Origin of the sequence: Nocardia rhamnosiphila NBRC 108938, from assembly GCF_000720425.1 — a bacterium.
GTDB classification, from domain to species: Bacteria; Actinomycetota; Actinomycetes; order Mycobacteriales; family Mycobacteriaceae; genus Nocardia; species Nocardia rhamnosiphila.
Genome location: NZ_JOAJ01000011.1, coordinates 100,007 through 126,167, shown reverse-complemented (window position 1 = coordinate 126,167; position 26,161 = coordinate 100,007). Strand labels below are relative to the sequence as shown.

Annotated in this window: 26 protein-coding genes; 13 read left to right on the top strand and 13 right to left on the bottom strand. The window is 68.1% G+C overall.

Translation table 11 applies throughout. The features are described 5' to 3' along the window. Positions 1-70 precede the first annotated feature (70 nt). The 3 genes from IG75_RS0131600 to IG75_RS0131590 all read right to left on the bottom strand — a co-directional run bounded on the left by IG75_RS0131600 (position 71) and on the right by IG75_RS0131590 (position 1,652). A complete protein-coding gene (locus tag IG75_RS0131600) occupies positions 71-436 on the bottom strand; it encodes a hypothetical protein (protein WP_051715293.1) in 366 nt (121 codons plus the stop codon). Further along, positions 423-719, bottom strand: a complete 297-nt coding sequence (locus IG75_RS0131595) for an OB-fold domain-containing protein (RefSeq protein ID WP_245713379.1) — start codon at positions 717-719, stop codon at positions 423-425. The genes IG75_RS0131600 and IG75_RS0131595 overlap by 14 nt, the downstream gene beginning before the upstream one ends. A 327-nt stretch (positions 720-1,046) precedes the next feature. Continuing rightward, the gene (locus IG75_RS0131590; RefSeq protein WP_063834218.1) at positions 1,047-1,652 is read right to left on the bottom strand and encodes a TetR/AcrR family transcriptional regulator; all 606 of its coding nucleotides are present in this window, start codon (positions 1,650-1,652) and stop codon (positions 1,047-1,049) included. 170 nt (positions 1,653-1,822) lie between these two features. Between IG75_RS0131590 and IG75_RS0131585 the strand changes: the two genes are divergently transcribed. Genes IG75_RS0131585 through IG75_RS0131575 form a run of 3 tightly spaced genes read left to right on the top strand, consistent with a single transcriptional unit; the run spans position 1,823 to position 3,412 of the window. Next, entirely contained in the window at positions 1,823-3,046 is a 1,224-nt protein-coding gene (locus tag IG75_RS0131585; RefSeq protein ID WP_030525004.1) for an alkane 1-monooxygenase, read from the top strand. Further along, complete coding sequence (locus IG75_RS0131580; RefSeq protein WP_030525003.1) at positions 3,046-3,225, top strand: rubredoxin; 180 nt, start codon at positions 3,046-3,048, stop codon at positions 3,223-3,225. Before IG75_RS0131585 ends, IG75_RS0131580 begins: the two co-directional genes overlap by 1 nt. Position 3,226: 1 nt before the next feature. After that, complete coding sequence (locus tag IG75_RS0131575) at positions 3,227-3,412, top strand: rubredoxin (RefSeq protein WP_030525002.1); 186 nt, start codon at positions 3,227-3,229, stop codon at positions 3,410-3,412. A gap of 13 nt (positions 3,413-3,425) precedes the next feature. Here IG75_RS0131575 and IG75_RS0131570 read toward each other — a convergent pair whose 3' ends face one another. Continuing rightward, positions 3,426-4,712 carry a PucR family transcriptional regulator gene (locus tag IG75_RS0131570; RefSeq protein WP_051715290.1) on the bottom strand — a complete coding sequence of 429 codons (1,287 nt, stop codon included), beginning with the start codon at positions 4,710-4,712 and terminating at the stop codon, positions 3,426-3,428. A gap of 166 nt (positions 4,713-4,878) precedes the next feature. Between IG75_RS0131570 and IG75_RS0131565 the strand changes: the two genes are divergently transcribed. The 3 genes from IG75_RS0131565 to IG75_RS0131555 all read left to right on the top strand — a co-directional run bounded on the left by IG75_RS0131565 (position 4,879) and on the right by IG75_RS0131555 (position 7,538). Beyond that, positions 4,879-5,826 (top strand): AMP-binding protein, encoded by a 948-nt coding sequence (locus IG75_RS0131565; protein ID WP_051715288.1) that lies wholly within the window; start codon positions 4,879-4,881, stop codon positions 5,824-5,826. A gap of 270 nt (positions 5,827-6,096) precedes the next feature. Next, positions 6,097-6,615, top strand: coding sequence for a hypothetical protein (locus IG75_RS0131560; RefSeq protein WP_030524999.1), 519 nt, complete (start codon positions 6,097-6,099; stop codon positions 6,613-6,615). Between the two features lie 167 nt (positions 6,616-6,782). Next, complete coding sequence (locus IG75_RS0131555) at positions 6,783-7,538, top strand: ZIP family metal transporter (protein ID WP_030524998.1); 756 nt, start codon at positions 6,783-6,785, stop codon at positions 7,536-7,538. A gap of 9 nt (positions 7,539-7,547) precedes the next feature. On the opposite strand, the gene IG75_RS0131550 is transcribed toward IG75_RS0131555, so the two are convergent. Then, positions 7,548-8,015, bottom strand: coding sequence for a nuclear transport factor 2 family protein (locus tag IG75_RS0131550; RefSeq protein ID WP_030524997.1), 468 nt, complete (start codon positions 8,013-8,015; stop codon positions 7,548-7,550). Between the two features lie 150 nt (positions 8,016-8,165). Between IG75_RS0131550 and IG75_RS0131545 the strand changes: the two genes are divergently transcribed. Further along, positions 8,166-8,822, top strand: coding sequence for a PaaI family thioesterase (locus IG75_RS0131545; RefSeq protein ID WP_030524996.1), 657 nt, complete (start codon positions 8,166-8,168; stop codon positions 8,820-8,822). A 76-nt stretch (positions 8,823-8,898) separates the two neighbouring features. Here the strand turns inward: IG75_RS0131545 and IG75_RS0131540 are convergent, their stop codons facing one another. Continuing rightward, complete coding sequence (locus IG75_RS0131540) at positions 8,899-9,384, bottom strand: nuclear transport factor 2 family protein (protein WP_030524995.1); 486 nt, start codon at positions 9,382-9,384, stop codon at positions 8,899-8,901. A 128-nt stretch (positions 9,385-9,512) separates the two neighbouring features. On the opposite strand from IG75_RS0131540, the gene casI reads away from it, so the two are divergent. The 3 genes from casI to IG75_RS0131525 all read left to right on the top strand — a co-directional run bounded on the left by casI (position 9,513) and on the right by IG75_RS0131525 (position 13,056). Next, complete coding sequence (casI, locus tag IG75_RS0131535) at positions 9,513-11,222, top strand: steroid-22-oyl-CoA synthetase (RefSeq protein WP_030524994.1); 1,710 nt, start codon at positions 9,513-9,515, stop codon at positions 11,220-11,222. Positions 11,223-11,283: 61 nt separating this feature from the next. Continuing rightward, entirely contained in the window at positions 11,284-12,159 is an 876-nt protein-coding gene (locus tag IG75_RS0131530) for an LLM class F420-dependent oxidoreductase (RefSeq protein ID WP_030524993.1), read from the top strand. A gap of 99 nt (positions 12,160-12,258) precedes the next feature. Next, positions 12,259-13,056: an inositol monophosphatase family protein gene (locus IG75_RS0131525; RefSeq protein WP_030524992.1), complete on the top strand. Its 798-nt coding sequence runs from the start codon at positions 12,259-12,261 to the stop codon at positions 13,054-13,056. 50 nt (positions 13,057-13,106) lie between these two features. Here the strand turns inward: IG75_RS0131525 and IG75_RS0131520 are convergent, their stop codons facing one another. Together IG75_RS0131520 and IG75_RS0131515 are read right to left on the bottom strand one after the other, a co-directional pair. Next, the gene (locus tag IG75_RS0131520) at positions 13,107-13,841 is read right to left on the bottom strand and encodes a cache domain-containing protein (RefSeq protein WP_156059300.1); all 735 of its coding nucleotides are present in this window, start codon (positions 13,839-13,841) and stop codon (positions 13,107-13,109) included. Next, positions 13,838-14,590, bottom strand: coding sequence for a FadR/GntR family transcriptional regulator (locus IG75_RS0131515; RefSeq protein ID WP_210436862.1), 753 nt, complete (start codon positions 14,588-14,590; stop codon positions 13,838-13,840). The genes IG75_RS0131520 and IG75_RS0131515 overlap by 4 nt, the downstream gene beginning before the upstream one ends. A 339-nt stretch (positions 14,591-14,929) precedes the next feature. Here IG75_RS0131515 and IG75_RS0131510 point away from each other — a divergent pair, with 339 nt between their 5' ends. Further along, the gene (locus IG75_RS0131510) at positions 14,930-15,187 is read left to right on the top strand and encodes a hypothetical protein (protein WP_030524989.1); all 258 of its coding nucleotides are present in this window, start codon (positions 14,930-14,932) and stop codon (positions 15,185-15,187) included. A gap of 66 nt (positions 15,188-15,253) precedes the next feature. Here IG75_RS0131510 and IG75_RS0131505 read toward each other — a convergent pair whose 3' ends face one another. Then, positions 15,254-17,035, bottom strand: a complete 1,782-nt coding sequence (locus IG75_RS0131505; RefSeq protein WP_030524988.1) for a thiamine pyrophosphate-requiring protein — start codon at positions 17,033-17,035, stop codon at positions 15,254-15,256. A gap of 496 nt (positions 17,036-17,531) precedes the next feature. Between IG75_RS0131505 and IG75_RS0131500 the strand changes: the two genes are divergently transcribed. Continuing rightward, positions 17,532-18,236, top strand: coding sequence for a YrzE family protein (locus IG75_RS0131500; protein WP_030524987.1), 705 nt, complete (start codon positions 17,532-17,534; stop codon positions 18,234-18,236). A gap of 219 nt (positions 18,237-18,455) precedes the next feature. Here the strand turns inward: IG75_RS0131500 and IG75_RS0131495 are convergent, their stop codons facing one another. From IG75_RS0131495 to ctaD, 4 genes are all read right to left on the bottom strand, one after another. After that, the gene (locus tag IG75_RS0131495) at positions 18,456-18,950 is read right to left on the bottom strand and encodes an SRPBCC family protein (RefSeq protein WP_030524986.1); all 495 of its coding nucleotides are present in this window, start codon (positions 18,948-18,950) and stop codon (positions 18,456-18,458) included. Between the two features lie 113 nt (positions 18,951-19,063). After that, positions 19,064-20,281: an RNA polymerase sigma factor gene (locus tag IG75_RS0131490; protein WP_030524985.1), complete on the bottom strand. Its 1,218-nt coding sequence runs from the start codon at positions 20,279-20,281 to the stop codon at positions 19,064-19,066. Then, positions 20,278-20,613, bottom strand: a complete 336-nt coding sequence (locus IG75_RS0131485; RefSeq protein ID WP_030524984.1) for a YciI family protein — start codon at positions 20,611-20,613, stop codon at positions 20,278-20,280. Before IG75_RS0131485 ends, IG75_RS0131490 begins: the two co-directional genes overlap by 4 nt. Positions 20,614-20,823: 210 nt before the next feature. After that, positions 20,824-22,581, bottom strand: coding sequence for an aa3-type cytochrome oxidase subunit I (gene ctaD / locus IG75_RS0131480; RefSeq protein ID WP_051715282.1), 1,758 nt, complete (start codon positions 22,579-22,581; stop codon positions 20,824-20,826). A gap of 267 nt (positions 22,582-22,848) precedes the next feature. Between ctaD and IG75_RS0131475 the strand changes: the two genes are divergently transcribed. Then, the gene (locus IG75_RS0131475) at positions 22,849-26,121 is read left to right on the top strand and encodes a protein kinase domain-containing protein (RefSeq protein WP_030524982.1); all 3,273 of its coding nucleotides are present in this window, start codon (positions 22,849-22,851) and stop codon (positions 26,119-26,121) included. Positions 26,122-26,161 lie beyond the last annotated feature (40 nt).

The window sequence follows — 26,161 nt, the reverse complement described above, 5'->3', positions numbered from 1 at the left end:
TCGCGGCTCACCGGCCGCCCCGGCCCGGCGCATGACCCACCGCGGTGCGCCGGGACGCCGGGCGGCGGGTTCACGACGCGTTCGGCCGCGCGATCACCGACGTCGATTCCATGTCGCGGTCCGGTCGCCAGGCCTGGGTCAGCAACATCAGCAGGTGCTGTTTCAGCTGAGACGTGCGCGGATCGTCGGACCGTCGAGCGGCCAGCGCCGCACCGGTCATCCGCAGGAACTGCTGCCGGGTGACTCCGAAATTCAGGAAGAGTTCCTCGGCGGTGGCGCCGCCGAACGGAGCCCAGCGGATCGCGAAGACGAGCATCGGTTTCGTCCCCGGAAGCAAGGATTTCGTGGCGTCCAGGGCGGCGCACTGCCGTAATGCGGTCCGGACCCAGGTGGTGGCAACGGAGTAGTCGGTGTGCGGCCGGTCAGGTGCGGGCATGTTCGCCTCCGGAGCGGTCGGCGGTGCGGTGGCCGTGGGTATCGGTTTCGGTGGCGACCGTGAAAACCGGGAATCTGCCGTCCCGGGGCCGCGGCCGGAAACGCACCCGCACCGGGTCGGTGGCGACCAGCGGAATGTTGCCTTCGATCGAGGTGTAGACCCACGGTCCTTCGTCGAGTTCGACCACGGCGACCGTCAGCGGCGTCGTCTCCCCGCGCCCGCCGATGACCCCGCGGTCGACCACCCGCCACGACAGGATCGAACCGGCGCCGCTGGACGGCACCCATTCCAGGCTGTCCGAAGCGCATGACGCGCAGTCGACGGTCAGCGGGGCGTACAGCCTGTCGCACCGTGCGCATCTGCGGATCATCAATATGTCTTCCGAGGGCGGAACGCCCACGTCGCCGCTGGTGCCGGTGTGGTTTCGATCGGAGGGATACATGGAGACCTTCGCGGAGTGAGCCGACGGATTCCTCCAGCGTGCTCGGCGCGGGGTGGTCTCGACCACGGTCGAATGACCGGGGGTATACCTATTTGTGATGTGGACCCCGTCACTTCCGCGGCACCGGCGCCGCCGCGCCGCGTCGTCCGGCGAGGGTCGGCTCCGTCCCTAGGACTCGCGGTGGAACAGTGGCCCCGCGACCAGGACTATCTGGGCGACGGCGCGGTCGATGGTGCCGGTGGGCTGGAAGAGGTGGCTCAGTACCAGCCGCACCACCGCTTCGACCCGGCCGTCGATCTCCGGCTCGCCGAACGCGTCGAGGGCGTACCGGGCGCGGAGGATGGCCGCGAAGGCGGCGGTGGCCCGGCCCAGGACGGGTTCGGGTTCGGTCATCAGGGTGGGGAGCAAGGTGGTGTCGGCTCCGGAGCGGCCGGCCAGTACGGCTTTGAGCAGGGTGTTGTCGGCCGCGGTGCGCAGGGTGTACTCGGCGGCGGCGGTGATCGCGGCGAGTAGGCCGCCGGGCTCGGCGGTGACGGTTTCGGTGACGCCGGCGAGGAAGGAGTCGAGCTCCGCCGCGATGACGACCTCGGCCAGATCCTGTTTGGTGCCGATCTCCTTGTAGAGCACGGGGCGGCTCACCCCGACCTCCTTGGCGACCCGGGACATATTGACCGCGCCCCACCCCTCGGTGCAGACCAGCTCGCGCGCGGTATCGATCACCCGCTCCCGCAGTAGTCGGCGCATCTCGTTCTGGAAGTTCGGCGCGTCAGCCACGGCAATCACCTTACATCACATGCGTAAATGCTCCCCTATTGACAGAATATGACGCTGTGTATGTAATAAATACACTTATTGAAAAAGTGTAAACGGCCGGTGCCGGTGAGGTGTGCGCCGACCGAGCGCCCGTCCGGAGCGGCGGCCGCACGGAAGTGAGGAGGGCGACGATGACGACGTCCGAGAAGAGTTCGCACGGCGAGGTGACACCGCAGTGGCGTGACCGGAAGCGGTACCTGTGGTTGTTCGGTCTGGTGGCGCCCACCTCGCTCGGTCTGGCCGCGGTACTGGTGTGGGCGTGTCACCAATTGGGTTGGGAACGGCCGGCGGCGGTGTGGTGGTGGATCGGCCCGCTGCTGGTCTATGTGCTGCTGCCGGTCCTGGACCGGTTCTTCGGGCCGGACGGCCAGAACCCGCCCGACGAGGTGATGGAGCAGCTGGAGCACGATCGCTACTACCGCTGGTGCGTCTACGCCTTCATCCCGTGCCAGCTGACGAGCCTGGTGTTCGCCGCCTACCTGTGGACCGCACCGGACCTGTCCTGGCTGGGCATCGAGGGCGGGCTCGGGTTGTGGTCGAAGATCGGGGTCGCGTTCACCGTCGGCGTCATGGGCGGCGTGGGTATCAATACCGCCCACGAGCTCGGGCACAAGAAAGACGAACTCGAACGCTGGCTGTCCAAGATCACGCTGGCGCAGACCGGTTACGGGCATTTCTACATCGAGCACAACCGCGGCCATCACGTCCGGGTCGCCACCCCGGAAGACCCGGCCAGCGCCCGGTTCGCGGAATCCTTCTGGAGCTTCCTGCCCCGCAGCGTATGGGGCGGGCTGCGGTCGGGGTGGGCGCTGGAGCGCACGCGGTTGCAGCGTATGGGTAAGGGCCCGTGGACCGTGCGCAACGATGTGCTCAATGCCTGGGCGATGACCGTGGTGTTGTGGGGTGCGCTGGCCGTGCTGTTCGGGCCGGGCGTGCTGCCGTTCCTGCTGCTCCAGGCCGTCTACGGATTCTCGCTACTGGAGACCGTGAACTACCTCGAGCACTACGGCCTGCTCCGGCAGCGCACGGAGTCGGGTCGCTACGTCCGGTGCACGCCGGAGCACAGCTGGAACTCCGATCACCTCGTCACCAATATCTTCCTCTTCCACCTGCAGCGGCACAGCGACCATCATGCGGCGCCCACCCGGCGCTACCAGACCCTGCGCAGTATGGACGGCGCGCCCGAACTGCCCGCCGGGTACGCCGGCATGATCACCCTGGCCTACTTCCCGCCGCTGTGGCGGAAAGTGATGGACCACCGCGTGCTGGCCCACTACCGGGGCGACATCACGCGCGTGAACATCCAGCCGAGCAAGCGGCACCGCGTGCTCGCCCGATACGGGGTGGCGGGCTGATGGCCGTCTTCTCCTGCCCGGTGTGCGACTACCGCTACGACGAGACCACCGGCGCCCCGCGGGAAGGTTTTCCCGCGGGCACGGCGTGGTCGGCGGTGCCCGACGACTGGTGCTGCCCGGACTGCGGTGTGCGCGAAAAGATCGATTTCGAACCGGCCGTTCCGAAGAAAGGACAGTGAAATGACCACCGGATACAAAGTGTTCCAGTGTGTGCAATGCGGTTTCGAATACGACGAAGCGCTCGGCTGGCCCGAGGACGGTATCGCACCCGGTACCCGCTGGGATGATATTCCCGACGACTGGTCGTGCCCCGATTGTGGAGCGGCGAAAGCCGATTTCTTCATGGTGGAGGTGGACCGCGCCTGATCGGATCCGGAAGCTACCGGTTCGGTTCCGGCCGTAGGACCAGGGGGCCGTACCAGTGGCACAGCAGCAGGGCCAGCTCGACATCGAGCCGGTCGGCGCCGATCGGGCGGCCGCGTCGCGCGATCGCGCGCCCGACCCGGTATTTGACGGAGTTGGAATGCAGATTCAGCTCGGTGGCGGCGGCCTTGTAACTCGATCCGGTGCCCAGGAACAACCGGAGCGTATTGCGCAGTCGCGCGTCGTGCTCGTTGTCGCCGGCCAGGCCGCCGAGCACCTCGCTCACCCAGTCGCGCGCTTCCTCGACGCTGCCGCCGAGCAGCGCCGCGGTTGTCAGCCCGGGGTCGTCGGCGGCCACAACACCAGGAGTGGACAGCCCGTGTGCCCGAGCGACGGAGCATGCGCGCTGTGCGCTGCGATGGGAGCGGCGGAATCCGTCGACACCGGCGCCGAGGGTGCCGATCGCGACGTCCGGGGCATCTCGGCGGCCGGATACGAATCTCCGTACCGCGGCTACCAGGCCCGCACGCTCGGAGCCGAAGGGCAGCCACGCCCAGACGCTGATCCGGTCGGCGGCGATGACCAACGGATTGGATGCCGCACCGAGGGCGTCGGCCAGTTCGCGGACGAACCGCTGCAGATTCGAGACGGCTTCGCTGTCGATCTCGCCCTCGGGGCACCAGAGGATGAGAGCGAGGTGGTGCCGGCGCAGCGGATAGTTGATCGCCTCGGTGACCGCGTCGACGTCGACGGTCTGGCGGCTGCCCAGCACCTCGCGCGCCCGCACCGCGCGGATGTTGTTCCGGCTTTCCAGCCATTGCTCGCGCTCGTCACTGTAGATGCCGAGGACCTGTTCGGTGATGTGGTCGATGTATTCGAACAGCGCGGAGGCGACGCGTTCGACCACGCCGATTCGTTCGGTGAGGGGGATGTCCATCGTGTGCAGTTCGGCGAACACCATCTCGGTCAGCCGGCGCTGCCCGACGCGATAGGCGCGAGCCAGTGAGTGGGCCGGTACGCCCTGCTGAGCCAGGCGCCTGGCGTAGTCCACGGCGGCGGGCGCCGCCTGGATATCGGCGACAGGGAGGTGATAGCGCAGGGCGTGCAGCGCGGTGGCGATATTCGATTCGACGCTCTCGCCGAGTAGGTCGCCGGTTCGCGGATCGTGGCGCAGATCGGCGATATCATCCTCGATATAGGTGCGGATGGCCGCGCTGATCTCGCCTACCCGTACGTTCATCCGGGCAGCTGTCTCCGCGATGAAGCGGTCTGCGTACGCGGTGTCGTGACGTGCGGTCGTCACACCGTCAACCGTACCTCTGTCCGGGCCGCCCGCAGGAACTGTCCATCCGCTTGTTTCCCGGAGACAAAGACCACCGTGGACTTCATCGGCGCGCGACGGAGACCCGGCGGCCGGAAATTCCTACCGTGGACGCACAACACCTGGACCACTGCCCCGAGGATCGCCTATGAACCTTGCAGTACTCCCGGACTGCCGTGCGGTACTCGCTCCATACGCCGCGGCCGTCTCCGACGACAGCACCGAACTGAACAATGCCGCGTTCCTGGACGCCGTGCGGCGGGCGACGACCTCGCTGCGCGCCGCCGGCGTGTCGACCGGCGACGTGCTCGCGGTCATGCTGCCCGATACCGCCGCCTTCGTCGTCACCCTCTTCGCCGCGTGGCGGGTGGGCGCCGCTGTCGCCCCGCTCGATCCGGCGTCACCCGCCGGAGAAGCCGGCCGCCGCATGGCCCGCGCGGGCGCCCGGGTTCTGGTCGCCGCGCACGATCCGGCTCCTGCCGGCCCGGTGCGTTCCGTCGTTTCCGCCGACCGGCTCACCGCAGCCGATCCCGACACTGCTGAGCCGGCGCGGGTGAGTGACGACGCACCGGCACTACTCGTGCCCGTCGGGGGATCCGGGGACGAGTCGACGATTGCCGTGCTCGACCATATGAACCTCAACGCGCTGTGCCGATTGGCGATCGAGATCTTCGCGATCACCGGCACCGACCACAGTCTGTCGATCCAGCCGCTGTCCCATGTCGACGGCATCGTCCTGGGGGTGTTGGCGCCGCTGCTCGCCGACGGACGTGCCACCATCGCCCCGTTCGATCCCGCGACATTCTTCGACCGGATCGAGTCCAGCGGCGCCACCTGTTTCGCGGCGGCCCCGGCGGTGTACCGCCGGCTGTCCGAGCTACCCGGCGGGAGCCGACCGCATATCTCGTCGGTGCGGATCGCCATCTGTAGTACCGCGCAAACCGGCCCGGAACTGCGGACCGCTTTCGAGCGCCGCTACGGCATACCGATAATGCACGATCACGGGCTGACCGACTTCCCGCCACGACCACGGCCCGTTCGCACACCGGCCCCCGAGATTCGGCCGCCCTCGTGCCGCCCGCGCTCGATGACATGACCGGGCCACAACCCCGATACGTGACGGCGGAGCCGAACACGCACCCGTGATGTCCCGGCCGGTCATGACGGGTGCGTGCGCCGGCAGCCCATCCCCCGGTGACCCCCAGGGGCGACCGGGGCACGGCCGGTCGACGGTCGCCGCGGTCTCGGGGAGCGGGACGGCCCTCTTCATGATCACGGTTTAGTAACAGGAGGGGTGGGTAGCACGGCCGGTGTCGGCGCTCCGGGGCAGTACGGGAGCGGAGCAGCGCAGGAGTGAGGAGCCGTGATGGCGAACGGATATCACGAGTCGAATCTCGAGTCGGAAGTGTTACCACTGTCGGGGATGCGATTACAGTGGCGCGGCTCCGATCGCTGCTTCCGGGTAACCCAGCCGCAGCCGGGTGGGGAGATCGTGACCGAGGCCGGCGCGGACGAACTGCTGTGGCGGCCGTGGTCGGGGCGCGCGGATATGGCCGTCGGGGTGTCGGGGCCGATCGCCTCGAACACTCCGGGCCGATGGTGGGTGGTGTGGGGTGAATACGTGGGCGATCCGGTGAGGGTCACCCTCGCCGATGGCGCCACACCCCCGGTGTGGATCGTGGGCGGGTTGTGGGTCAGCGAATGGAGCGGGCCCGAACAGGCCGCTGTGGTCACCACGGCCACGCAGCGCACCGACGTGCGATTCGCTCCGCCGTCGTTTCTGCCCCCGCCGCTGGCCGCCCTGGGCGACGGCGCGAGCGGCTGCTGGGTGCATGTGGAGACCCCGGCCGGTTTCCGGCGCCGCGGCACCGTCGCCCCCGCGTAGCCTGTCCCGGACAGGCATGCCCGGTCGGAATCCGTTCCGCTGACCCGGGTTTCGTGTGCCCGGGTCGCCGGCGTCGGCCGCCGCCGGTTTCTCCGCGATCGTCGCGGGTAGCCGAGGGCTCGATGAGTGGTGCCCCCGGGCACAGTGTGTGAGGAGACGATTCGCGCGTGTGGGATGTGTTGGTCGCGGGCGGCTGGGGATTGCTGGCCGGATCATCGCTGCTGCTGGGCGCCCTGGTCGGGTACCTTGCCCGGATACCGGTGGCGATCGTGGCCAGTGTGATGGCCTTCGGCAGCGGTGTCTTGCTGTCGGCCGTATCGTTCGAGTTGATCGCCGAAGCCCACGAACGGGGCGGAATGGTGCCCACCGCGTTCGGCGCGATCGCCGGGGCACTGATCTACACGTTCGCGAATATCGTGCTGGCCCGGCGCGGGGCGCGGCACCGCAAACGCTCGGGCGACCAGCAACCCTCGGAATCCGAACAATCCGGTTCCGGCACCGCGATCGCCCTGGGCGCGTTACTGGACGGAATTCCGGAGTCGATCGTCATCGGCACCACCTTGCTCGGAGGCGGCGCCGTCAGCGCCGTGACCGTCGCGGCGGTGTTCATCAGCAATGTCCCCGAAGGACTGTCCAGCGCTTCGGGGATGCGCCGCGCCGGCCGCGGCCCCGGGTATGTGTTCACCCTGTGGGCCGGTATCGCGGTGATCAGCGGCGCGGCGGCGATGGCCGGTTACGGCTTGCTCGGCGGTGCGTCGGCGACCGTGCTGGCCGCGATCACCGCGTTGGCCGCCGGGGCGATCCTGGCGATGATCGCCGACACGATGATCCCGGAAGCGTTCGAACACGCTCATATCTGGATCGGCCTGATCACCGTGTCCGGCTTCCTGACAGCATTCGCCCTGTCCCAGCTCGACCCCTGATGACCGTGCTCACCCCGTGGCCCCGTGCGGCGCCGACCGGGTCACCGGCACATCCTCGGCGAAGTCGACCACGAGGTCCCGCCGGGAGAACAACCAGGCACCTTCGGTGTAGAGGAAGGTGTCCTGATATCGGAGGGCGAGGCGATGGTCCCGGTGCCCGTCACCCCGCGAATAGATATGGTGCGCCGTGCAATAGGTCTCACCGTGGGCGTCGCGGGCGGTGGCGGGTTCGAGTATCTGCTGTTCGACGACGTGTCGGGTGGCCACCAGATGCGATACCGATTCCACCACCGACCGGGCCACCGGCTCCCGGCCGCGTAGTTCGCTCGGTGCGTTCGTCCTGTTCAGTTCGGGCGGCAGCAGCAGCACCATCTCGGGCGCGAACAGGGATTCCAGCGCCGCGGGATCCCGGCGATCGACGGCCTGCGCGTATCGCGCCGCGAGCGTGAGTACGGCAAGACGGTCGGTAGGTTCCATACTCTCCATCTCAGCTCGAATCGCCCCTGGGCCGAACCGTCTTCTCGGTGGGTGGGACTTCGACGCCCGCTCCCTCGGTGCGCACCACTAACCTCCGGGCCACGCCGCGAGATATCGACCGGCGCCTACCCGCGTCACTCTGGAGGTTCGATGAGCCACGGTCCGAACGTTCGTCCGACAGTGGACGATTCTCCGGATGGCACGGTGCTGACCTCGGCACCGGGGGACGCGCCCGTCGACCGCGCGACTGCCGCGGCGCGGCGGGTGGTCGACGCATTGCTGCGCACCGACCGCGCGAATGCGAACCTCGATCGCGTGGCCGAAGAACTCGACAGTATCGCCGACCATCTCGAGCAACACGCCCCGGCGGTTGCCGAACGGCTGGTCGATATGTGGCACGGGGAGGGCGTCACCCGCCATGACCCGGTGACCGGCCCGGAGAACGCCATCGCACCGCCGCTGGTGCTCACCGGTCGCGGGGAGGGGTCGGTCGACGGGGTGGTCACGTTGACCATCCCGTATCAGGGGCCGCCGGGCCATGTGCACGGGGGAGTGGCCGCGCAACTGCTCGATCACACCCTCGGGGTCGCCAATACGTGGGCCGGACGCAACGGTCCTACCGCGCAGCTGAATGTGCGGTATCACCGGCCGACGCCCTTGTTCGTGCCGCTCACGGTGCGGGGCCGGATGGTTTCGCAGGAAGGTTCCAAGATCAACTCGATCGGCGAGATCCGCACCGCCGACGGGACGCTCTGTGTCTCCGTGGCAGGCCTGTTCATCGACAAGACGGTCGCCCGCCCGCGCTAGTGCCGGGCGACCCGGACAGAACGCCGGCACCGCCCGCGACCGTCGGATGCTGCGCTTGTCGGCGGCCGGTGCCGGTTTACGGCGCGCGTCGCGCGTGCTCGCTGAGGTCGCCGGTGTGGTCGATGCAGCACAGTCGCCGGGTGAACCGCCAGCTCCCGGCGCCGAACGCGAACTCGTCGAAGTAGCGGCCGGTGAGAATGGGCTGCAGCGGCAGTTCGCCGGCTGCCTGCACCACCGTCACGTACGACAGCGCGGTCGCCTCGGTGTTGTTGTCCGCGACCTGGATTCGGACGTTCGTGGTGAGGTGCTTCGTCCGCGGCGACTCCGGCACGCCGTGCATTTTGATGAATCTCCGATTGGCGGCCAGCACCGCCCGCGCGTCCGCGATGATGAGTTCGCCGATCGGAACGCCCGCCCCGTCACACCGGCCGTACACCGCGTCCGCGAACAGCTCCGCCACTTCGTCGAGCGCGCCCCGGTCGATCAGATGGGAATAGGCGAAGATCAGGTCTCTGATCGCCTCGATCGCGGCGAGCCGGGTGATCGTGTGCTCGAGGTCCATGGAGACAAGATCGCACGGCTCGGCGCGAGCGCGCGGCACCTTTCCACTGGCCGAGACCGCACCGACGCGCCGGGCGCCGAGATGGATAGCGTCGGAGCGAGATGCCGACGCGGAACCAGCGGGACCGGATGGCATCCGGAACGAGGACAGGAGCCGAGTTGGAACGCGTGACGATAGCGGAGATGCTGCTCGATCGTCTCGGCGACACACATCCGGGTGTACGGACCCGGGAGCGGGACTGGACCTGGGACGAGACGGTGCGCGAGAGCGCGGCCCGGGGTGCACTGGCCACCTCGCTGCGCGTCGACGGCCCGTTCCATATCGGTGTGCTGCTCGAGAACACTCCCGAGTTCCTGTTCTGGCTCGGCGGTGCGGCCCTGAGCGGGGCGGTGATCGCCGGCATCAACCCGACGCGGCGTGGCGCCGAACTCGAGGCCGAGATCCGCTATGTCGACTGTCAACTGATCGTCACCGATTCCGCGGGCATGGCGCGGATCGGTGATCTCGACCTCGGGTTGAGCGCGGACCGGTTCCTCCTCGTCGACACACCGTCCTACCTCGACCGGGTGGCCGCGCACCGGGTCGAGGAGCCCACGGCCGGCCCGGCGGTGGTCGAATCGGCGCTGTTCCTGCTGTTGTTCACCTCCGGAACCACCGGGATGTCCAAGGCGGTGCGGTGCAGCCAGGGCCGGTTGGCACGCCTCGCGTACGCGAACACCGAGAAATACGGTCATGTGCGCGCAGATGTCGACTACTGCTGTATGCCGTTGTTCCACGGCAACGCGCTGATGGCGTTGTGGGCACCGGCCCTGGCCAATGGTGCGACCGTCTGCCTGACACCGAAGTTCTCCGCCTCCGGATTCCTACCGGATGTGCGGTTCTTCGGCGTCACGTTCTTCACCTATGTGGGCAAGGCGTTGAGCTACCTGATGGCCACCCCGGAGCGGCCCGACGATACCGACAACACCCTCGTCCGCGGGTTCGGCACCGAGGCATCGCCGGAGGACCGGGCGGAGTTCTCGCGCCGATTCGGGGCCGAGCTGCTGGAGGGTTACGGGTCGTCCGAGGGCGCCGGGTCGGTGAAGCCGGACCCGGATACACCCGCGGGCGCGCTGGGCCGGCCGGCGCACAGCGATATCGTCGTGGTGCACCCGGAGACCCGGCGTGAATGTGCCCGGGCGGAACTCGACCGGCACGGCCGGGTTGTCAACCCGGACGAGGCCATCGGCGAGATGGTCGACAAGGGCGGCGCGAAACGTTTCGAGGGGTATTACAAGAACGAGTCCGCGGTGGCCGAGCGGATCCGGCACGGCTGGTACTGGACCGGTGATCTCGGCTATATCGACGAAGCCGGGTTCATCTATTTCGCCGGCCGGCGGGGCGACTGGATCCGCGTGGACGGGGAGAACATCTCGGCGCTGCTGATCGAGCGGATTCTGCGGCGGCACCCGAAGATCATCGCGACCGGTGTGTACGCGGTGCCCGATCCGCGCTCGGGCGACCAGGTGATGGCCGCGATCGAGGTCGCCGAGGACTCCGACTTCGATCCGGACGAGTTCGCGGAGTTCCTGGCCGGTCAGGACGATCTCGGTACCAAGTCGGCGCCCCGGTTCGTGCGGGTGTCGTCGAGATTGCCGGTGACCGGATCGAACAAGGTGCTCAAGCGGGAATTGCAGGCGCAGTTGTGGCGTGGAGACGAACCGGTGTTCCACCGGGTGGGTCGTGGGACGCCGAAGTACGTACCGCTGACCGAAACGGACGAGCAGGCGCTCGAGCGTGAATTCCACACCCACGGCCGCGCGAGATTCCTGCCGGAGCCGGGAGTCGCCCGTCCATGATGCGGTTCCCGGGAAGTCCGGGGCGCGGCGCGCGCGCCGGTGTAGGCGAAGGAGGCAGGGTATGAAGCTCGGTGTGGTGATCCCGGTCGAACTGGGGTCGAGTGGCGAACCGGAGCAGATTCTGCGCTTCGCCCGGGCGGCGGAGTCACTCGGGTTCGACGAGATCTCCGCCGTGGAACATTCGGTGGTCGTCGCGAATACCGCCAGTGTGTACCCCTACTCGCCGACCGGCCGATCACCTCTGCCCGACGACTGCGATATCCCGGACCCCGTGGAACTGCTGTCGTTCGTCGCCGGTGCGACCACGACGCTGGGTGTGTCCACCGGTGTCCTGGTACTGCCCAACCACAATCCGGTGGTGCTGGCCAAACGGCTGGCGACGCTGGACCGGCTCTCCGGCGGGCGGCTGCGTGTCTGCCTCGGTCTCGGGTGGATGCGTGAGGAGGTCGAGGCCTGCGGTGGACGGTTCGATCGTCGCGGCGAGATCGCCGACGAGGCCATTGCGGTGATGCGCGCGCTGTGGGCCGGAGGTGACAGTGTGGACTTCGCCGGCGAGTATTTCTCGTTCACCGGTGCGTACAGCCGGCCCACACCACTCCGGGAATCCGGTGTCCCGCTGTACATCGGGGGCCACAGTGCCGCGGCTGCCCGGCGGGCCGGCCGGCTGGGCGACGGGTTCCAGCCGTTGGGTCTGGCCGGCGAGGAACTGGATACGGCGATCGGCGTGATGCGTGCCGCGGCTGCTCGGGCCGAGCGGGACCCCGCGGAGATCTCCCTCGTGCTCGGAGCCACGTTGCGGCGCGTGGACGAGGCGGAGCTCGACCGGGCCCGCGGACTGGGCGCCGATCGGATGATGCTGTCGGCGTCGCGTCGCGCCACCTCCATGGATCTCGTGATCGAGGAGATGGCGGAGTGTTCGAAGCGGTTGGGTCGCTGAATATTTCGAGGTCGCGGCCGCAGCAGCGGTAGCGGGTGCGCCGGCCGCGGCGGGTGCGGCCCGGTGGCACCGTCCGTGTGGTGCGGATAGCTTCGTTTCATGATGGACCACCTCGACGACCTCCGCTTCGCCCATGTGCTCGTGGACACCGCCGACGCGGCGAGTATGGACCACTTCAAGGCCCTGGACCTCGATATCGAGACCAGGCCGGATATGGCCCGATGGAGCGATACTCAGGCCGCGGTGGAAAAGCTGGTCCGTGGACAGCTGCAGCGCGCCCGCCCCCGGGACGCGGTTCTCGGTGCGGGGCAGGGCCTGGACGGCACCGGCCCCCGCTGCTGGGTGGTCGACGCCATCGACGGCCTCGAGAACTATGCGCGCGGCGTTCCGGTGTGGGCGACGCAGATCTCCCTGCTGGAGGTGTCGGGCGGCGATTACCGGCCCGTCGTCGGCGTCGTCTCGGCGCCGGCGCTGGGCCGCCGCTGGTGGGCCGTGCAGGGTCACGGTGCCTTCACCGGCCGTAGTCTTTCCTCGGCATCCCGCCTGTGTGTGTCCCGGGTGTCGAAACTGCCGGACGCGTCCTTCGCGTACTCCACCCTCACGGGCTGGGAGGAGCACGGCCGGCTGAACGGTTTGCTGCAGCTGTCCCGCGCGGTCTGGCGCACGCGCGCCTACGGCGACTTCTGGCCCTACATGATGGTCGCGGAGGGGGTGGTCGACGTCTGCGCCGACCCGGCGCTCTCCCCGGGCGATATGGCCGCCGGCGCCGTCATAGTCACCGAGGCGGGTGGGAGCTTCACCGGTCTCGACGGCCATCCGAGCCCCCTCGGTGGCAGCGCGGCCGCGTCGAACGGCTTACTCCACGGGGAGCTGCTGGAGTATCTGAACGTGCGCTGAAGCCTGCACCCGGATCGCGGTCACCGTTGCCGGTCCGAACGGTGACCGTCTCAGTAGGTGGTGGTGCCCTCCAACCGGCACAGCGACCACGGAAGCGCGTCGATCGGCACGCCGGTACCGGTCCAGCCGACACGGCCGGTCCTGGACCCAGGGGGGAGGCCCGGATCGGTGGCGAGGAGGACGCGGCCCTCGTCGTTGACGAGTACGAGAGCGGGGCCCGAGGCCCGGAACCGGGGAAGCAGGATCTCCTGCATCGCGCCGACCGGCACATCGGCCCCGGCTATTCCGAGGAACTGTCCCGGCGCGGTGGTGACCGGCACCGCGAACGTGCACACGTACTGGTCGGTGCACGCGAAATCGATATAGGGTCCGTGCACCCAGCGGCGCCGCTCGTCACGCGGGATCACATACCAGTCCATCTGGGTGTAGTCGTAGAAGTATTCGCTGAGCGGGTTCAGCTCGGGGTTCAGCCGCTGGGGTCCGTGGGCCGAATGCACCTGCCACCACTCCAGGAACCGCGGCCGGTCGGCGAGTGCACCGTCGGCGATGACCACGCCCGCCCCGTCGAACAGGTCGCCCACCTGCTCGAGCTCATGGGCGATGGGTTCGCGCAGCCGCGCCAGATCGGTCGAACGGGGAGTGGATCGGCGATTCGCGGTGGCTTCGTCCCATACACGCGTCAGCGCGGTTCCTATCGTGGTCAGCGACAGAAAGATCTGCTCGGCCAGCTCCGCCACGACGGAGGCGAGCGACTCGATGGTCGGAGGTCTTGGATTGTCCGTCATCGATCACTGAGCTCCATACGTAGGGCGACGAGTCGACGGATGCGGGATTCACTATGCGATTCTGCCAGTTTCCGGGCCTCGACATCATCCTCCCGTTCGATGGCGCGTACCAGGTCGCTGTGGACGGACGCCTCGGCGGCCGGATCGAGCGCCAGTCGCGGCAGCCAGATCAGTGCGGAGAGTTCGGCCTGGAGGTCGACCTGGGCGCGGGTCAGCCTGGTGGACTGCGCGCACACGGCCATCTCGATATGGAAACGGCTGTCGGCCCGCCGGGCCGCGATCGGCTCGGTGCTGGTCCGTAACCGGTCGGTCAGGGCGTGGAGCCGGGCGATATCGGCCCGCCCGCCGCGGCGGGCGGCGAATACCGCGGCCGCGCCGGCGATGGCGAACTGCGCATCCCCGAGGTCACGTAATTCCGCGAGACTCATCTGCTGCAACCGTGCCGACGCGGTGTGCTCCAGGGCCTCCGCGGAGGAACAGATGAAGCTGCCGCCCCCGCGTCCTCGTTTGGTGCGGACGATGCCCTGCTCCCGGAGGACGGCCAGTGCTTCCCGCAGCGTCATCGTCGATACACCCAACTGGTCGGCGAGGGTCAACTCGCTCGGCAACTGCTGGCCGTCGACCATCACCCCGAGGCTGATCGCCGCGGACAACCGCTGGACCACGGCCTCCGTCTTCGGACCACTGCCCTCCAGTGGTGACAGAACAGCACTGAGCGCGGTCAGGCCCGCGCGTTCCTGCTGGGGCAACGCGACTCCTCTGGTGCGCGGTATATGCATCGATCCTAGGCCGTGCAACTTGAAATATGAACTATGGAGTCAATAGAGACGCGGCGCCGCCCCGGGGCGTCCGACGATGAATCGACGCTCCAATTCGACTAAGCCATTGAACTATGACTTCAGAGGTATTAGATTAACTCAATGGCGTCACCCCGGGCGTCACGGGTCAGGAAAGGGACCGACATGCACGAACATCCGTATCGCGGCGTCGAGGGCCCTCACCGGGGAGCTCGTCACGGCGCAGAATCACCCACCGGCCTGGCACTCACCCCCCAGCCGTCCGGAAGCTTCGACGGCCCGGCGCCAAAAATGTGCCGGACGGAGGTCGACGGGCTTCGCGCCACCTGGCGGATGCTGCGGGATCACGCTATCGCCATCGTCGTGGTCGAGAAGCTCGCCGACGCCTCCCCGGTGGTCTGCTTTCCCTCCGGCAGTTATCCGGATCTCGCGCGAGCGCGCGAACTCTATCCGGAACTGGCCGGACTCTGGGATGCGATCCGGCACGAATTCTGGGGGCGGCTCATGTCGCCGCTGTCGCCGAGCCCGGGGGCTCACGCCTGGGCATGAGGCCCCCGCGCCCGTAGCGGCTCCGTATCGGCGGGACCGGCCGACGGCACCGGTGCTTCCCGCCGGTCAGCGCCGGAACTCCTGCGCCTTGGTCTTGGCGCCCTGCACCATCAGATGCCAGGCGTCCGGGTCGCCGCGCAGTACCGAGGCGGCCATCTCCTTCAGCTGCTCATAGCTGGCGTGCGGTGGAATCGGCGGCACCTCCGGGTCGCATCGGACGTCGAGCAGTACCGGACCGTCCGCGGCGAGCGCGTAATCCCAGGCGGCGCCGATCGCGTCCGGCTTCTCGACCGCGACCGCCTCGATGCCCATCGCCCGCGCGATCTCGGCATAGGAGACATCGGGAAGGCTCTGCGATTCCTCGAACTTCGGTGCGCCGCCCATGGCGCGCAACTCCCAGGTGACCTGGTTGAGATCGTTGTTGTGGAAGACGCAGACGATCAGCCGGCGATCCTGCCACAGATGTTGATAGCGCGCGACGGTCATGAGCTCGGCCAGCCCGTTCATCTGCATGGCGCCGTCGCCGACCAGGGCGATCGCGGGGCGGTCGGGATGGGCGAACTTCGCGCCGATGGCATAGGGGACCCCGGGGCCCATCGTGGCGAGGGTGCCCGACAGTGACCCGCGCATTTGATCGCGGAAGCGCAGGCAGCGGGCATACCAGTTGGTGGAGGATCCGGAATCCGCGGTCACGATGGCGTTGCCGGGGATCCGTTCGGACAGTTCCCACACCACCCGCATCGGATTGATCGGGTGGGCGTCGAGCATGCTCTGCCGCTTGATGGTGGTCCACCAGCGGTCCACATTCTGCTCGATCTCCTCGCGCCAGGAGCGATCCTCCTTGCGGTTCAGCAGCGGGATCAGGTGGCGCAGGGTGGTCCGCGCGTCGCCGACCAGGTTGGCCTCGGTGGGGTAGCGCATGCCGATCATCGCGCCGTCGAGGTCGATCTGTACCGCCCGCGCCTGATCGAGATCGGGCAGGAACTGGGTGTAGGGGAAATTCGAACCCACGATCAGCAGGGTGTCGCAGTCACGCATCAACTCGTAGCTGGGCCGGGTGCCCAGCAATCCGATCGATCCGGTGACGAACGGGAGGTCATCGGGGAGGACGTCCTTGCCCAGGAGGGCCTTGGCGATCCCCGCGCCGGTGCGGTCGGCGACCTCGAGTACTTCCGCCGCAGCCGCCCGGGCGCCCTGGCCGATCAGGATGGCGACCTTCGACCCGGCATTGAGCACGTCGGCGGCGTGCCGGATCTCGTCGTCGGCCGGATCGGAACTCGTCACCAGGGCCGCGGGCGGGCTGGACGGCACCTGCTTGAACTCGTGCTGCGGCGGCTCGTAGGGCTCTTCCTGGAGATCCGCCGGGATGATGACCGCGGTGGGGGAGCGGCGGGTGATCGCGGTGCGGAAGGCCCGGTCGAGGGCATTCGGCAGCTGGCTGGAGACGTTCACCTCGACCAGATAGTCGGCGGCGACGTCCTTGTACAGCGACTGCAGGTCGACCTCCTGCTGGTAGCTGCCGCCCATCGCGCTACGCGCGGTCTGGCCCACCACCGCCACGACCGGGACGTGATCGAGCTTGGCGTCGTAGAGCCCGTTGAGCAGGTGGATCGCGCCGGGGCCCGAGGTCGCGGTGCAGACGCCCACCTTGCCGCTGAACTTGGCATATCCGGTCGCCTGGAACGCCGCCATCTCCTCGTGCCGGGCCTGGACGAACCGCGGTGAATTGTCGGCGCGGCCGAACGCGGCCACCAGCCCGTTGATGCCGTCGCCGGGGTAACCGAATACCTGCTCGACCCCCCATTCGCGGAGGCGGCGCAGGACATAGTCGGAGACTTGCTGGGCCATGGTTTCTCCTCGCTGAGTCGCGGAGCGGATGTCGGCCGTCGTGCTACCCGCTGTGGTCGAAGCCAATCCTCGATACGCCGGATCGACGATTCCGGCGACCCGGTGCGGCAGTCGCCCGGGTGAGTTCTCCGTCCGAGTGCCGGATGGCCGGCGCGAGCGGCCGAGCAGCCCGCCGATCTGTGGTGAGGTGGGGGAGTGTGCGCCCGTCACGCTCGGACCCGGCGCCGAATCCCTACGGCACGGTCCTCGCCTGCCCGGCCCCGGCGTCGTAGTGGTCGATGTCGACCGCCGGTAGGTACAGGGGTCCCTTGCTGCGGAAACGGCGGTGGCGTCCGGCCCGTGGGCGGTCGCGGACTCCTGGCTGCGGGCGCCGAGGGTGTGCGGTGCGGGCCGATGCGGCCCCGGGATTCATTGCGCGAGGGTGGATCCCGTTCCTGCTCCGGCGTGGAGCCCGTACGCTGGTCCGGCAAACATGGGTCAGTGTGGGAGGAATGCGTTGGGTCGCAGAGAGTCGCGGGAAGAACGAGATGTTTCGCCGGAGAACCGCGAAGCCGTCCGCAACAACATCAAGGAGGAACTCGGCATCCCGCGCACCTTCGAGGGCGTCACACCGGACGAAGTCGCGGCGTGGCTGTCCCGGGTCGAGAACATGATGGAGACCGTCCCCCGGCAGGATCGGCAACCGTTCGAGATCACCGACAGCAACGGCGTGACCGATGTGGTCGGCGAGGGATACATGCTGCGCCGGCTCGCCGATATCCGCAAAGAACTCCAGGCGGGGCTGCGGAATACCACGGCGCGACGTGAGCTCGACCAGATCCGGCATGTCGCCGAATCCGCGATCCACGACCCGGTGGCGAGGCAGATGGTCGCGGCCCAGATCCAGCGGGCCCAGGACGTGGTGGCGAAATCCTCGGTGACCGAGGACGCGCGGGACGCTGCATTGGAGACCGAATTGCAGAATGTGGTCCGAGACCTGAACGAGCGCCGCTCACGGATGCGGTGGTCGCTGTTCCAGCGTGAGCCCATCGCCGTGCTCATCGGCGCAGTCCTGCTGGTCGGGTTCAGTCTCGTGTTGGTGGTCGCGATGTTCACCGATACGCAGGTCCCGGAGATCGTGATGAACATGATCCTGCTGATCCTCGGCTTCTTCTTCGGGCAGTCGGCCGCGAGCGGGCGGAGCGGTCGCGGGGAGAGCTGATCCGGGCCCGGACGGGCAGTACCTGTTCGTCGCATGAGCGACCACTTGCCGAGTGGCGCCTACCGGACGCCGGTCTTCCGGACGGAACGCCGCCAGGCCTCCACCCGGCGGCGTTCCGGCGTTGCTGTCGGCGCGGCATCACCTTCCGCGTGGACCATGCGTGAGGTCGATGCCCGGCTATCCCGTGCCCGGCGCCGGAAACAGCCCGCCGACGGCGGTTCAGGAGTTGTAGTCGGGGATGGGATCGCCGGTGCCGGTGGTGATCAGCCGCGGCAGGCTTTCGGTGATGTAGAAGGTCCAGCCGCGCGAGCACGCCTCGAAGCATTCGGATCCGGCGGCGGTCAGGCCCTCGTGCGTGAAGTGCAGGGTCGTGCCTTCCGTGGTCGCGGTGAGGTCGAAGACGACCGTGGTACCGGTCCACTCGGCCCGGTCGTCGACGAAGGTGAGGTCGGAATCCACGACCTGCCAGACCACCCGCGCGCCCGGCGTCACCTCGGTGAGCCGGAACCGGGCGAAGCGGATGCCCGGCTTCCCCGCGGCCGTTTCGCCCGCGTATCTGCTGTCGTCGGTGAAGACGAATTCGTCGTGCACGGTGGTGGTGGCGCCGATGATGTTCTCGCTCCACCATCCGCGGACATCGGTGACGGCCGCGAAGACCTCGTCGGGGGTCCGGTCCACGGACATGGTGGCGGTCAGGTACTCGGTGTTCGACATTGTTCTACCTCTCATTCATCGGGTGGTTCGTCCCACCGACGAAGCAGGTACCGCGAAATCGACAACCGGCGCGAAAAAATTACCCGAATTTCTTCGAGGAGCGTGAGCGCCGGTCAGAGGGCGCGGAGGCGCCCGGACAGGTAGCGGCGCTCGGCATCCGTCGGCGCCAGTTCCAGCGCCGCCGCGTAGGCCTCGGCGGCCTCGGCGGCTCGGCCGTCCCGGCGCAGCAGATCGGCTCGGGTGGCGGGCAGCAGATAGTAGCCCGCCAGGCGGCCGGACCCGGCGAGCTCATCGACGAGCGCGAGACCGGCCGGGATGCCGTCGGCCAGCGCGACCGCCACCGCGTAGTTGAGATCGACCACGGGCGAGGGAGCCAGCCGCGCGAGCTCCCGGTAGAGCGCCGCGATCTGGGGCCAGTCCGTGGCCGCCGAGTCGGGCGCGGTGGCGTGGCAGGCCGCGATCGCGGCCTGCACCTGATACGGCCCGGGACGCCGCGCGGCCAGCGCCTCGTCCAGTGTCCGGACCCCCTCGGTGATCAGCGCGCGGTCCCACCGGGAGCGGTCCTGGTCCTCCAAGGAGACCAGCACACCGTCCTCGGTGCGGTGCTCGCGGCGGGCCTCGAGCAGCAGCATCAGTGCCAGCAGTCCCCGCGCCTCGGGCTCGGCGGGCAGCAACCGGACCAGCACCCGAGCGAGGTGGATACCCTCGGCCGTCAGCCCGCGCCGCCCGTCCGCGTCGCCGTACCCCTCGTTGAAGATCAGGTAGAGCACCGCCGCGACCGCGGACAACCGGTCCGCCAGCAGCTCCGCCGGAGGGACCCGATACGGGATGCCGGCCTCGACGATCTTGCGTTTGGCGCGCACCAGGCGTTGCGCCATCGTGGACTCGGCGGTCAGGAATGCCTTGGCGATCTCGGCGGTGCTCAGACCCGCCAGGGTACGTAAGGTGAGCGCGACCCGGGCGGGGAACGGCAGTGCCGGATGGCAGCACGTGAAGATCAGCCGCAACCGCTCATCGGGAATCCCCTCCGGCGCAGGCTCGACAGGGTTTCGGTCCAGGAGCGCGAGCTGCCGCATCTTCGCGCCGGCGGCCGTCTCGCGGCGCAGCCGGTCGGTCGCGCGATTGCGCGCCGTAGTGGTGAGCCAGGCCCCCGGCCGGTCGGGCACACCATCGCGGGCCCAGGTGGACAGCGCCGCGGCGAACGCCTCCTGCGCGCAGTCCTCGGCCAGATCCCAATCCCCGGTGTCCCCGATCAAGGTCGCGACCAGCTGACCCCATTCGTTGCGATAGGCCCGGTCCACCGCGGCCCGCACCGCAAATGGCGCGGTCATTCCCACACGGGGCGGACCTCGATCGATCCGTGCAGGGCGTAGGGATGACGCGCCGCGAGTTCGATCGCCTCGTCCAGGTCCGCGCATTCGATGATATCGATGCCGCCGATGAAATCCTTGGTCTCCGCGTACGGGCCGTCGGACACCAGCGTTTCCCCGCCCCGCACCCGCACCGTCGTCGCGTCCGCCACCGGACGCAACCGCGCCCCGCCGCGCCGGGCACCCCGGCGATCCAATTCCGCCGCATACGCCCGATGTGCCGGATCCGCGGCTATTTCCGCCGGGCTCGGCGACGCCGTCTCGTCGTCACAGATCAGCAAGACGTACTTCATGCCCTCAATATGCACGACCACCTGGGCCTGTGCCACCGGGAAGCGGCACCCGTACGCGGACGCAGGTGGCTCACACGGTCGCCCTTGGCGATCGCATCTCCCGGGTGCGGCCGATCGGGAGATGGGTAGTCCCGACCACCACGTCGGCGAAGCCCGGGTGGGCGGCACCCTCCACACCGGGTGGCCCGGGATCCGGTGTCGGCGGTCGGGTCAGTCGGAGGCAGCGCCACCGGTGGTGGGGGCGGGGGGTTGGGACAGTTCCGCGCCGGCGCCGTGACTGCTGCGGCCGATATGGGATTCTTTGCGGATGCGTTCGGACATGTGCGGGTAGTGCAGTTCGAAGGCGGGGCGTTCGCTGCGGATTTTGGGCAGTTCGTAGAAGTTGTGCCGCGGCGGCGGGCAGCTGGTGGCCCATTCCAGGGAGTTGCCGTACCCCCACGGATCGTCCACGGTGACCACCTCGCCGTAACGGTAGCTCTTGAAGACATTCCACACGAACGTGATCATCGAGATGCCGAGCACGAACGAGCCGATGGTGGACACGGTGTGCAGAGCGGTGAAGCCGTCGTCGGCCTGGTAGTCGGCGTAACGCCGGGGCATGCCCTCGGCGCCGAGCCAGTGCTGGACCAGGAAGGTGGTGTGGAAGCCGAGGAAGGTGGTCCAGAAGTGGAGGCGGCCGAGACGTTCGTCCATGAGCCGGCCGGTCATCTTGGGGAACCAGAAGTAGATACCGGCGAAGGTCGCGAACACGATGGTGCCGAAGAGTACGTAGTGGAAATGCGCCACCACGAAATAGCTGTCGTGCACGTGCCAGTCCAGGGGCGGACTGGCCAGGATGACACCGGAGAGCCCACCGAACAGGAACGTGACGAGGAATCCCACCGAGAACAGCATCGGTGTTTCGAATGTGAGCTGTCCCTTCCACATGGTGCCGATCCAGTTGAAGAATTTCACGCCGGTCGGCACGGCGATGAGGAACGTCATGAACGAGAAGAAGGGGAGCAGTACCGCGCCGGTGGCGTACATGTGGTGGGCCCACACCGCCATCGACAGGCCACCGATGCCGATGGTCGCGAAGACCAGCGCGGTGTAGCCGAAAATGGGTTTGCGGCTGAAGACCGGAAAGATCTCGGAGACGATGCCGAAGAACGGCAACGCGATGATGTAGACCTCCGGATGGCCGAAGAACCAGAACAGGTGCTGCCACAGCAGGACGCCGCCGACACCGGGATCATAGATATGACCGCCCAGGCGCCGGTCGTAGGCCAGCGCCATGAGCGCCGCCGTGAGGATCGGAAACGCCAGCAGCACCAGGATGCTGGTCACCACGATATTCCAGGTGAAGATCGGCATCCGGAACATCGTCATGCCCGGCGCGCGCAGGCACACCACCGTGGTGAGCATGTTGACGGCACCGAGAATGGTGCCCAGGCCGGAGACGGCCAGACCCATGATCCACAGATCGCTGCCGACACCCGGTGAGTGCAGGAAATCGGTGAGCGGCGAATATGCCGTCCAGCCGAAATCGGCCGCGCCGCCCGGAGTGACGAATCCGGCGGTCGCCATGGTGGCGCCGAACAGATACAGCCAATAGCTCAGGGAATTGAGGCGGGGAAACGCCACATCCGGCGCCCCGATCTGGAGCGGCAGGACCGCATTGGCGAAACCGAACACCACCGGCGTGGCATAGAACAGCAGCATGATCGTGCCGTGCATGGTGAACAGCTGGTTGTACTGTTCCGGCGACAGGAATTGCAGCCCGGGGCGGGCCAGTTCCCCGCGCAGCAGCAGCGCCATCAACCCGCCGATCAGGAAGAACGCCGTTGCCGAGGCCAGGTACATGATGCCCAGCAATTTCGGGTCGGTCGTGGTCACCAGTTTCCGGATGGCCGAACCCTTCGGACCCACCCGCGCCGGAAACGGGCGGGTGGGGGTGAGCTCTGCGGGTCGAGACGGTGTCACTGCCATGCGCTCTCCTTCATCCGAGCCACCGGTGCCCGCGCCGGTACCCACGCCGCGTCCGGCTAAACCTTGCCCGAACGGCCTGAAGAAATCGGGCAGCGACACCCGGTAAAGAAGTGAGGCGGGTGTGCGCGAGTAAGCGCTGAGCGCATTTTTCCGCATACCGAACCGGGCAGCGGGGGTTTTCTCCGGCCGGGGATATAGTGGAGCGGGCAAGAGGTGAGCCTATGGTTTCTTTCGCTTCGCACAACGCTCCCCGGGCCGAATTCACCGATGAGCGGTGATGACCCACTCCGCACGCAGCGCGAGACGATTTCGTTTCGCGCCGAGTTGGCTGCGGCCGGTTACCTGGATGCTGTAGAAATCGGGCGGGGTGGATTCGGGGTGGTGTACCGCTGCCGGCAGCCGGAACTGGACCGGATCGTGGCGGTGAAGGTTTTCACCGCGGGGTTCGACGAGGACAATCGGGCCCGATTTCTGCGGGAGCAGCGGGCGATGGGCCGCTCGACCGGGCATCCGAATATCGTGACCGTGCTGGAAGTGGGCGCACTCTCCGGCGGCTGCCCCTATCTGGTGATGCCCTTTCACCCCTCGGGGTCTCTCGATATGTGGATTCGCCGGTATGGCCCGCTTTCGTCGGAGAATGCGCTGCGGATCGGATCGAAGATCGCCGGCGCGCTCGAGGCAGCTCACCGGCTCGGGATTGTGCATCGGGATGTGAAACCGGGCAATATTCTGCTCACCGATTTCGGCGAGCCGGCATTGACCGATTTCGGCATCGCGCATATCGGTGGCGGGTTCGAGACGGCCGCCGGCACAGTGACCGGCTCCCCCGCGTTCACCGCACCTGAGGTGCTCGAGGGACAGCCGTCGACGCCGGAAGCCGATGTCTACGGGCTCGGCGCGACCCTGTTCTGCGCGTTGACCGGGCATGCCGCCTTCGAGCGGCGTCGGGGCGAGAACATGGTGACGCAGTTCCTGCGGATCACCACCCATGACCTGCCGGACCTGCGGCAGCGCGGTATCGACGACGAGGTGTCGACGCTGGTGGAAAGGGCGATGAGGCGGGATCGCCGCGAACGCCCCTCCGCCGCGGAGTTCGGCGAAGCCGTCCGGCGAATACAGCGGCGCCGTGGGAGTTCGACGGGCGAATTGGCACTGCTGACCCATCCCGGTCCCGAACGCTCGCTGTCCAGCAGCGCGGCACAAGGTGGCCGGCAGGCGGAGCCGGTCGGCGAGAATTCCGGCGGAAATCTGCCGCTGGAGCTGACCGGTCTCGTCGATCGGCGTGCCGAGTTGGCCGAGGTCAAGAACCATCTGTCGAGGTCGCGTTCGGTCACGCTCGTCGGTACCGGCGGCGTGGGCAAATCGCGGTTGGCGCTGAAGGCCGCGTCCCAGGTACAGCGCGATTTCGCCGACGGAGTGTGGCTGGTCGATCTGGCTCTCGTGTCCGATCCCGGGCTCCTGGTCGACACCGTGGCGGCAACGCTCGGTGTCCGGGACGACTCGACGAGGCCGTTGCTCGAGACTCTGATACACCACCTGTGGTCCCGCGAAACGCTGATCGTCCTGGACAACTGTGAGCAGGTCGTGGAGGCGGTCGCCGAGCTGACCGAGGCGCTGCTGGCCTCGTGCCCGGGGGTGCGGACCATCATCACCAGCCGCGAGCCGTTGAAGATCGCCGGCGAAATCACCCAGCGGGTGATGCCGTTGACAGTCCCGGATCCGGATCATCGACCGTCGCTGAAGGGGCTGCCCCGCTTCGACGGGGTGACGCTGTTCGTCGAGCGTGCCGCGGCGGTGGTACCGGGATTCGAGCTGACCGAGGACAATATGGTCGCGGTGACCAGGATCTGTGCCAGATTGGACGGCGTGCCGCTGGCGATCGAGCTCGCCGCCGCGCGCATCCGCACGTTGTCGCCGGACCAGATCCTGGCCCGGCTGACGGACCGATACGAGCTGCTCACCGGTTCCTTCCGCACCGCGCCGACCCGGCAGCAGTCGATGAAGCTGTGCCTGGATTGGAGCTACGACCTGTGTTCGCAGGCCGAACAGCGGGCGTGGGCCCGCTTATCGGTGTTCGCCGGTAGCTGCGGCCTGGATGCGGTCGAGCAGGTGTGCACTGTCGACTCGGCACCGGCCGAGATCGTCGATGTGCTTTCCGGCCTGGTGGACAAGTCGATACTGATACGGGAAGAGTCGGGTTCCGTCGTGCGGTTCCGGATGCTGGAGACACTGCGGGACTACGGTCGATCCAAGTTGCGGGAATCCGGCGAGTACCAGGAGCTGCGCCGACGGCATCGGGCCTGGTACCGGCGGCTGGCGCTGGACGCGGAGGCCGGATGGATCGGCCGGGCGCAGCCCGGCTGGATCGCTCGGCTCGAGCGCGAGCACCCCAATCTGCGCGAGGCGCTCGAATCCGCATTGGCCGAGGACACCGAGGAAGCAGCGGAAGCAGGCCTGCAAACAGCGTCCGCGCTGTGGGAGTTCTGGGTGTTCCGCGGCTTCCACGGGGAAGGACGGTCCTGGATCGAACGGGTTCTCGCCCACCCCGGCGCTACCTCGATCCCCGACCGGGTGGGCGCACTGCGCGTCGCCATCGATCTGGCGGCGGCGCAGGGCGATTTCCGATCCGCGGCGACACTCCTCCAGGAGGGCCGGGTGCTGGCGGAACGCGACCCGACGCCGATGCTGCAGGCGCAGATGAACCACGCGGCAGCAGACTTGGCCCTGCTCAGTGGCGATCCCGCGCGTGCCGCACCGCTGCTGGAGGCCGCCATCGAGGTCTACCGTTCGGACCTCACCGGCCATCTCCATATTCACGCATTGTCCTTGCGGGGAATGACATACGAACTGCAGGGTGATACGGAGAAAGCGATCGAGCACCAGCAGCGGGTGATCGCTATCACCGAAGGGTGCGGAGGGATACTGTATCGCGCGCTGGCCATGCGGGGCCTGGCCGTCGCCGAATGGCGCCGCGGCAACGTCGACCGCGCGCAGGAGCTGCTCGAGGAAGCTCTGCGCGTCGACCGCCCGCTCAACAGCCACATGGTGGTGACCTTCTGCCTCGAAGCGTTGTCGTGGGTCGCCTGCCACCGCCGGGAGGCGGAGCGGGCCGCGGTGCTCATGGGAGCCGCTCGTCACCTCTGGCCGGCCGGAGGCAGCCGCGGCCGCGTCTTCGATACGCTGTCGCACTTCCACGAGGAGTGCGAGCAGTCGGCGCGAGAAACTCTCGGCGATACCGAGTTCGATGCGGCATTCGAGCGAGGTCGCACGATGAGCGTGTCCGCGGCGCAGGCCTACGCACTGCGCGAACAATCCACCGGCCGGACCGCCGGCCCCGACCGGCCCGCCCGGTTGACCAAACGTGAGCGGCAGGTCGCCGCACTGGTCGCCCGAGGCCTCAGCAACAGGCAGATCGCCACCGAACTCGTTGTCTCACCACGCACTGCCCAAGGGCACGTGGAGAACATCCTCACCAAGCTGGGGTTCACCTCCCGTGCCCAGATCGCCGCGTGGATCGTGGACGAAACCAACCAGGGCTGATCGCCCCCCCTACCCTTTCCGAACCATATCGGTCCGGACC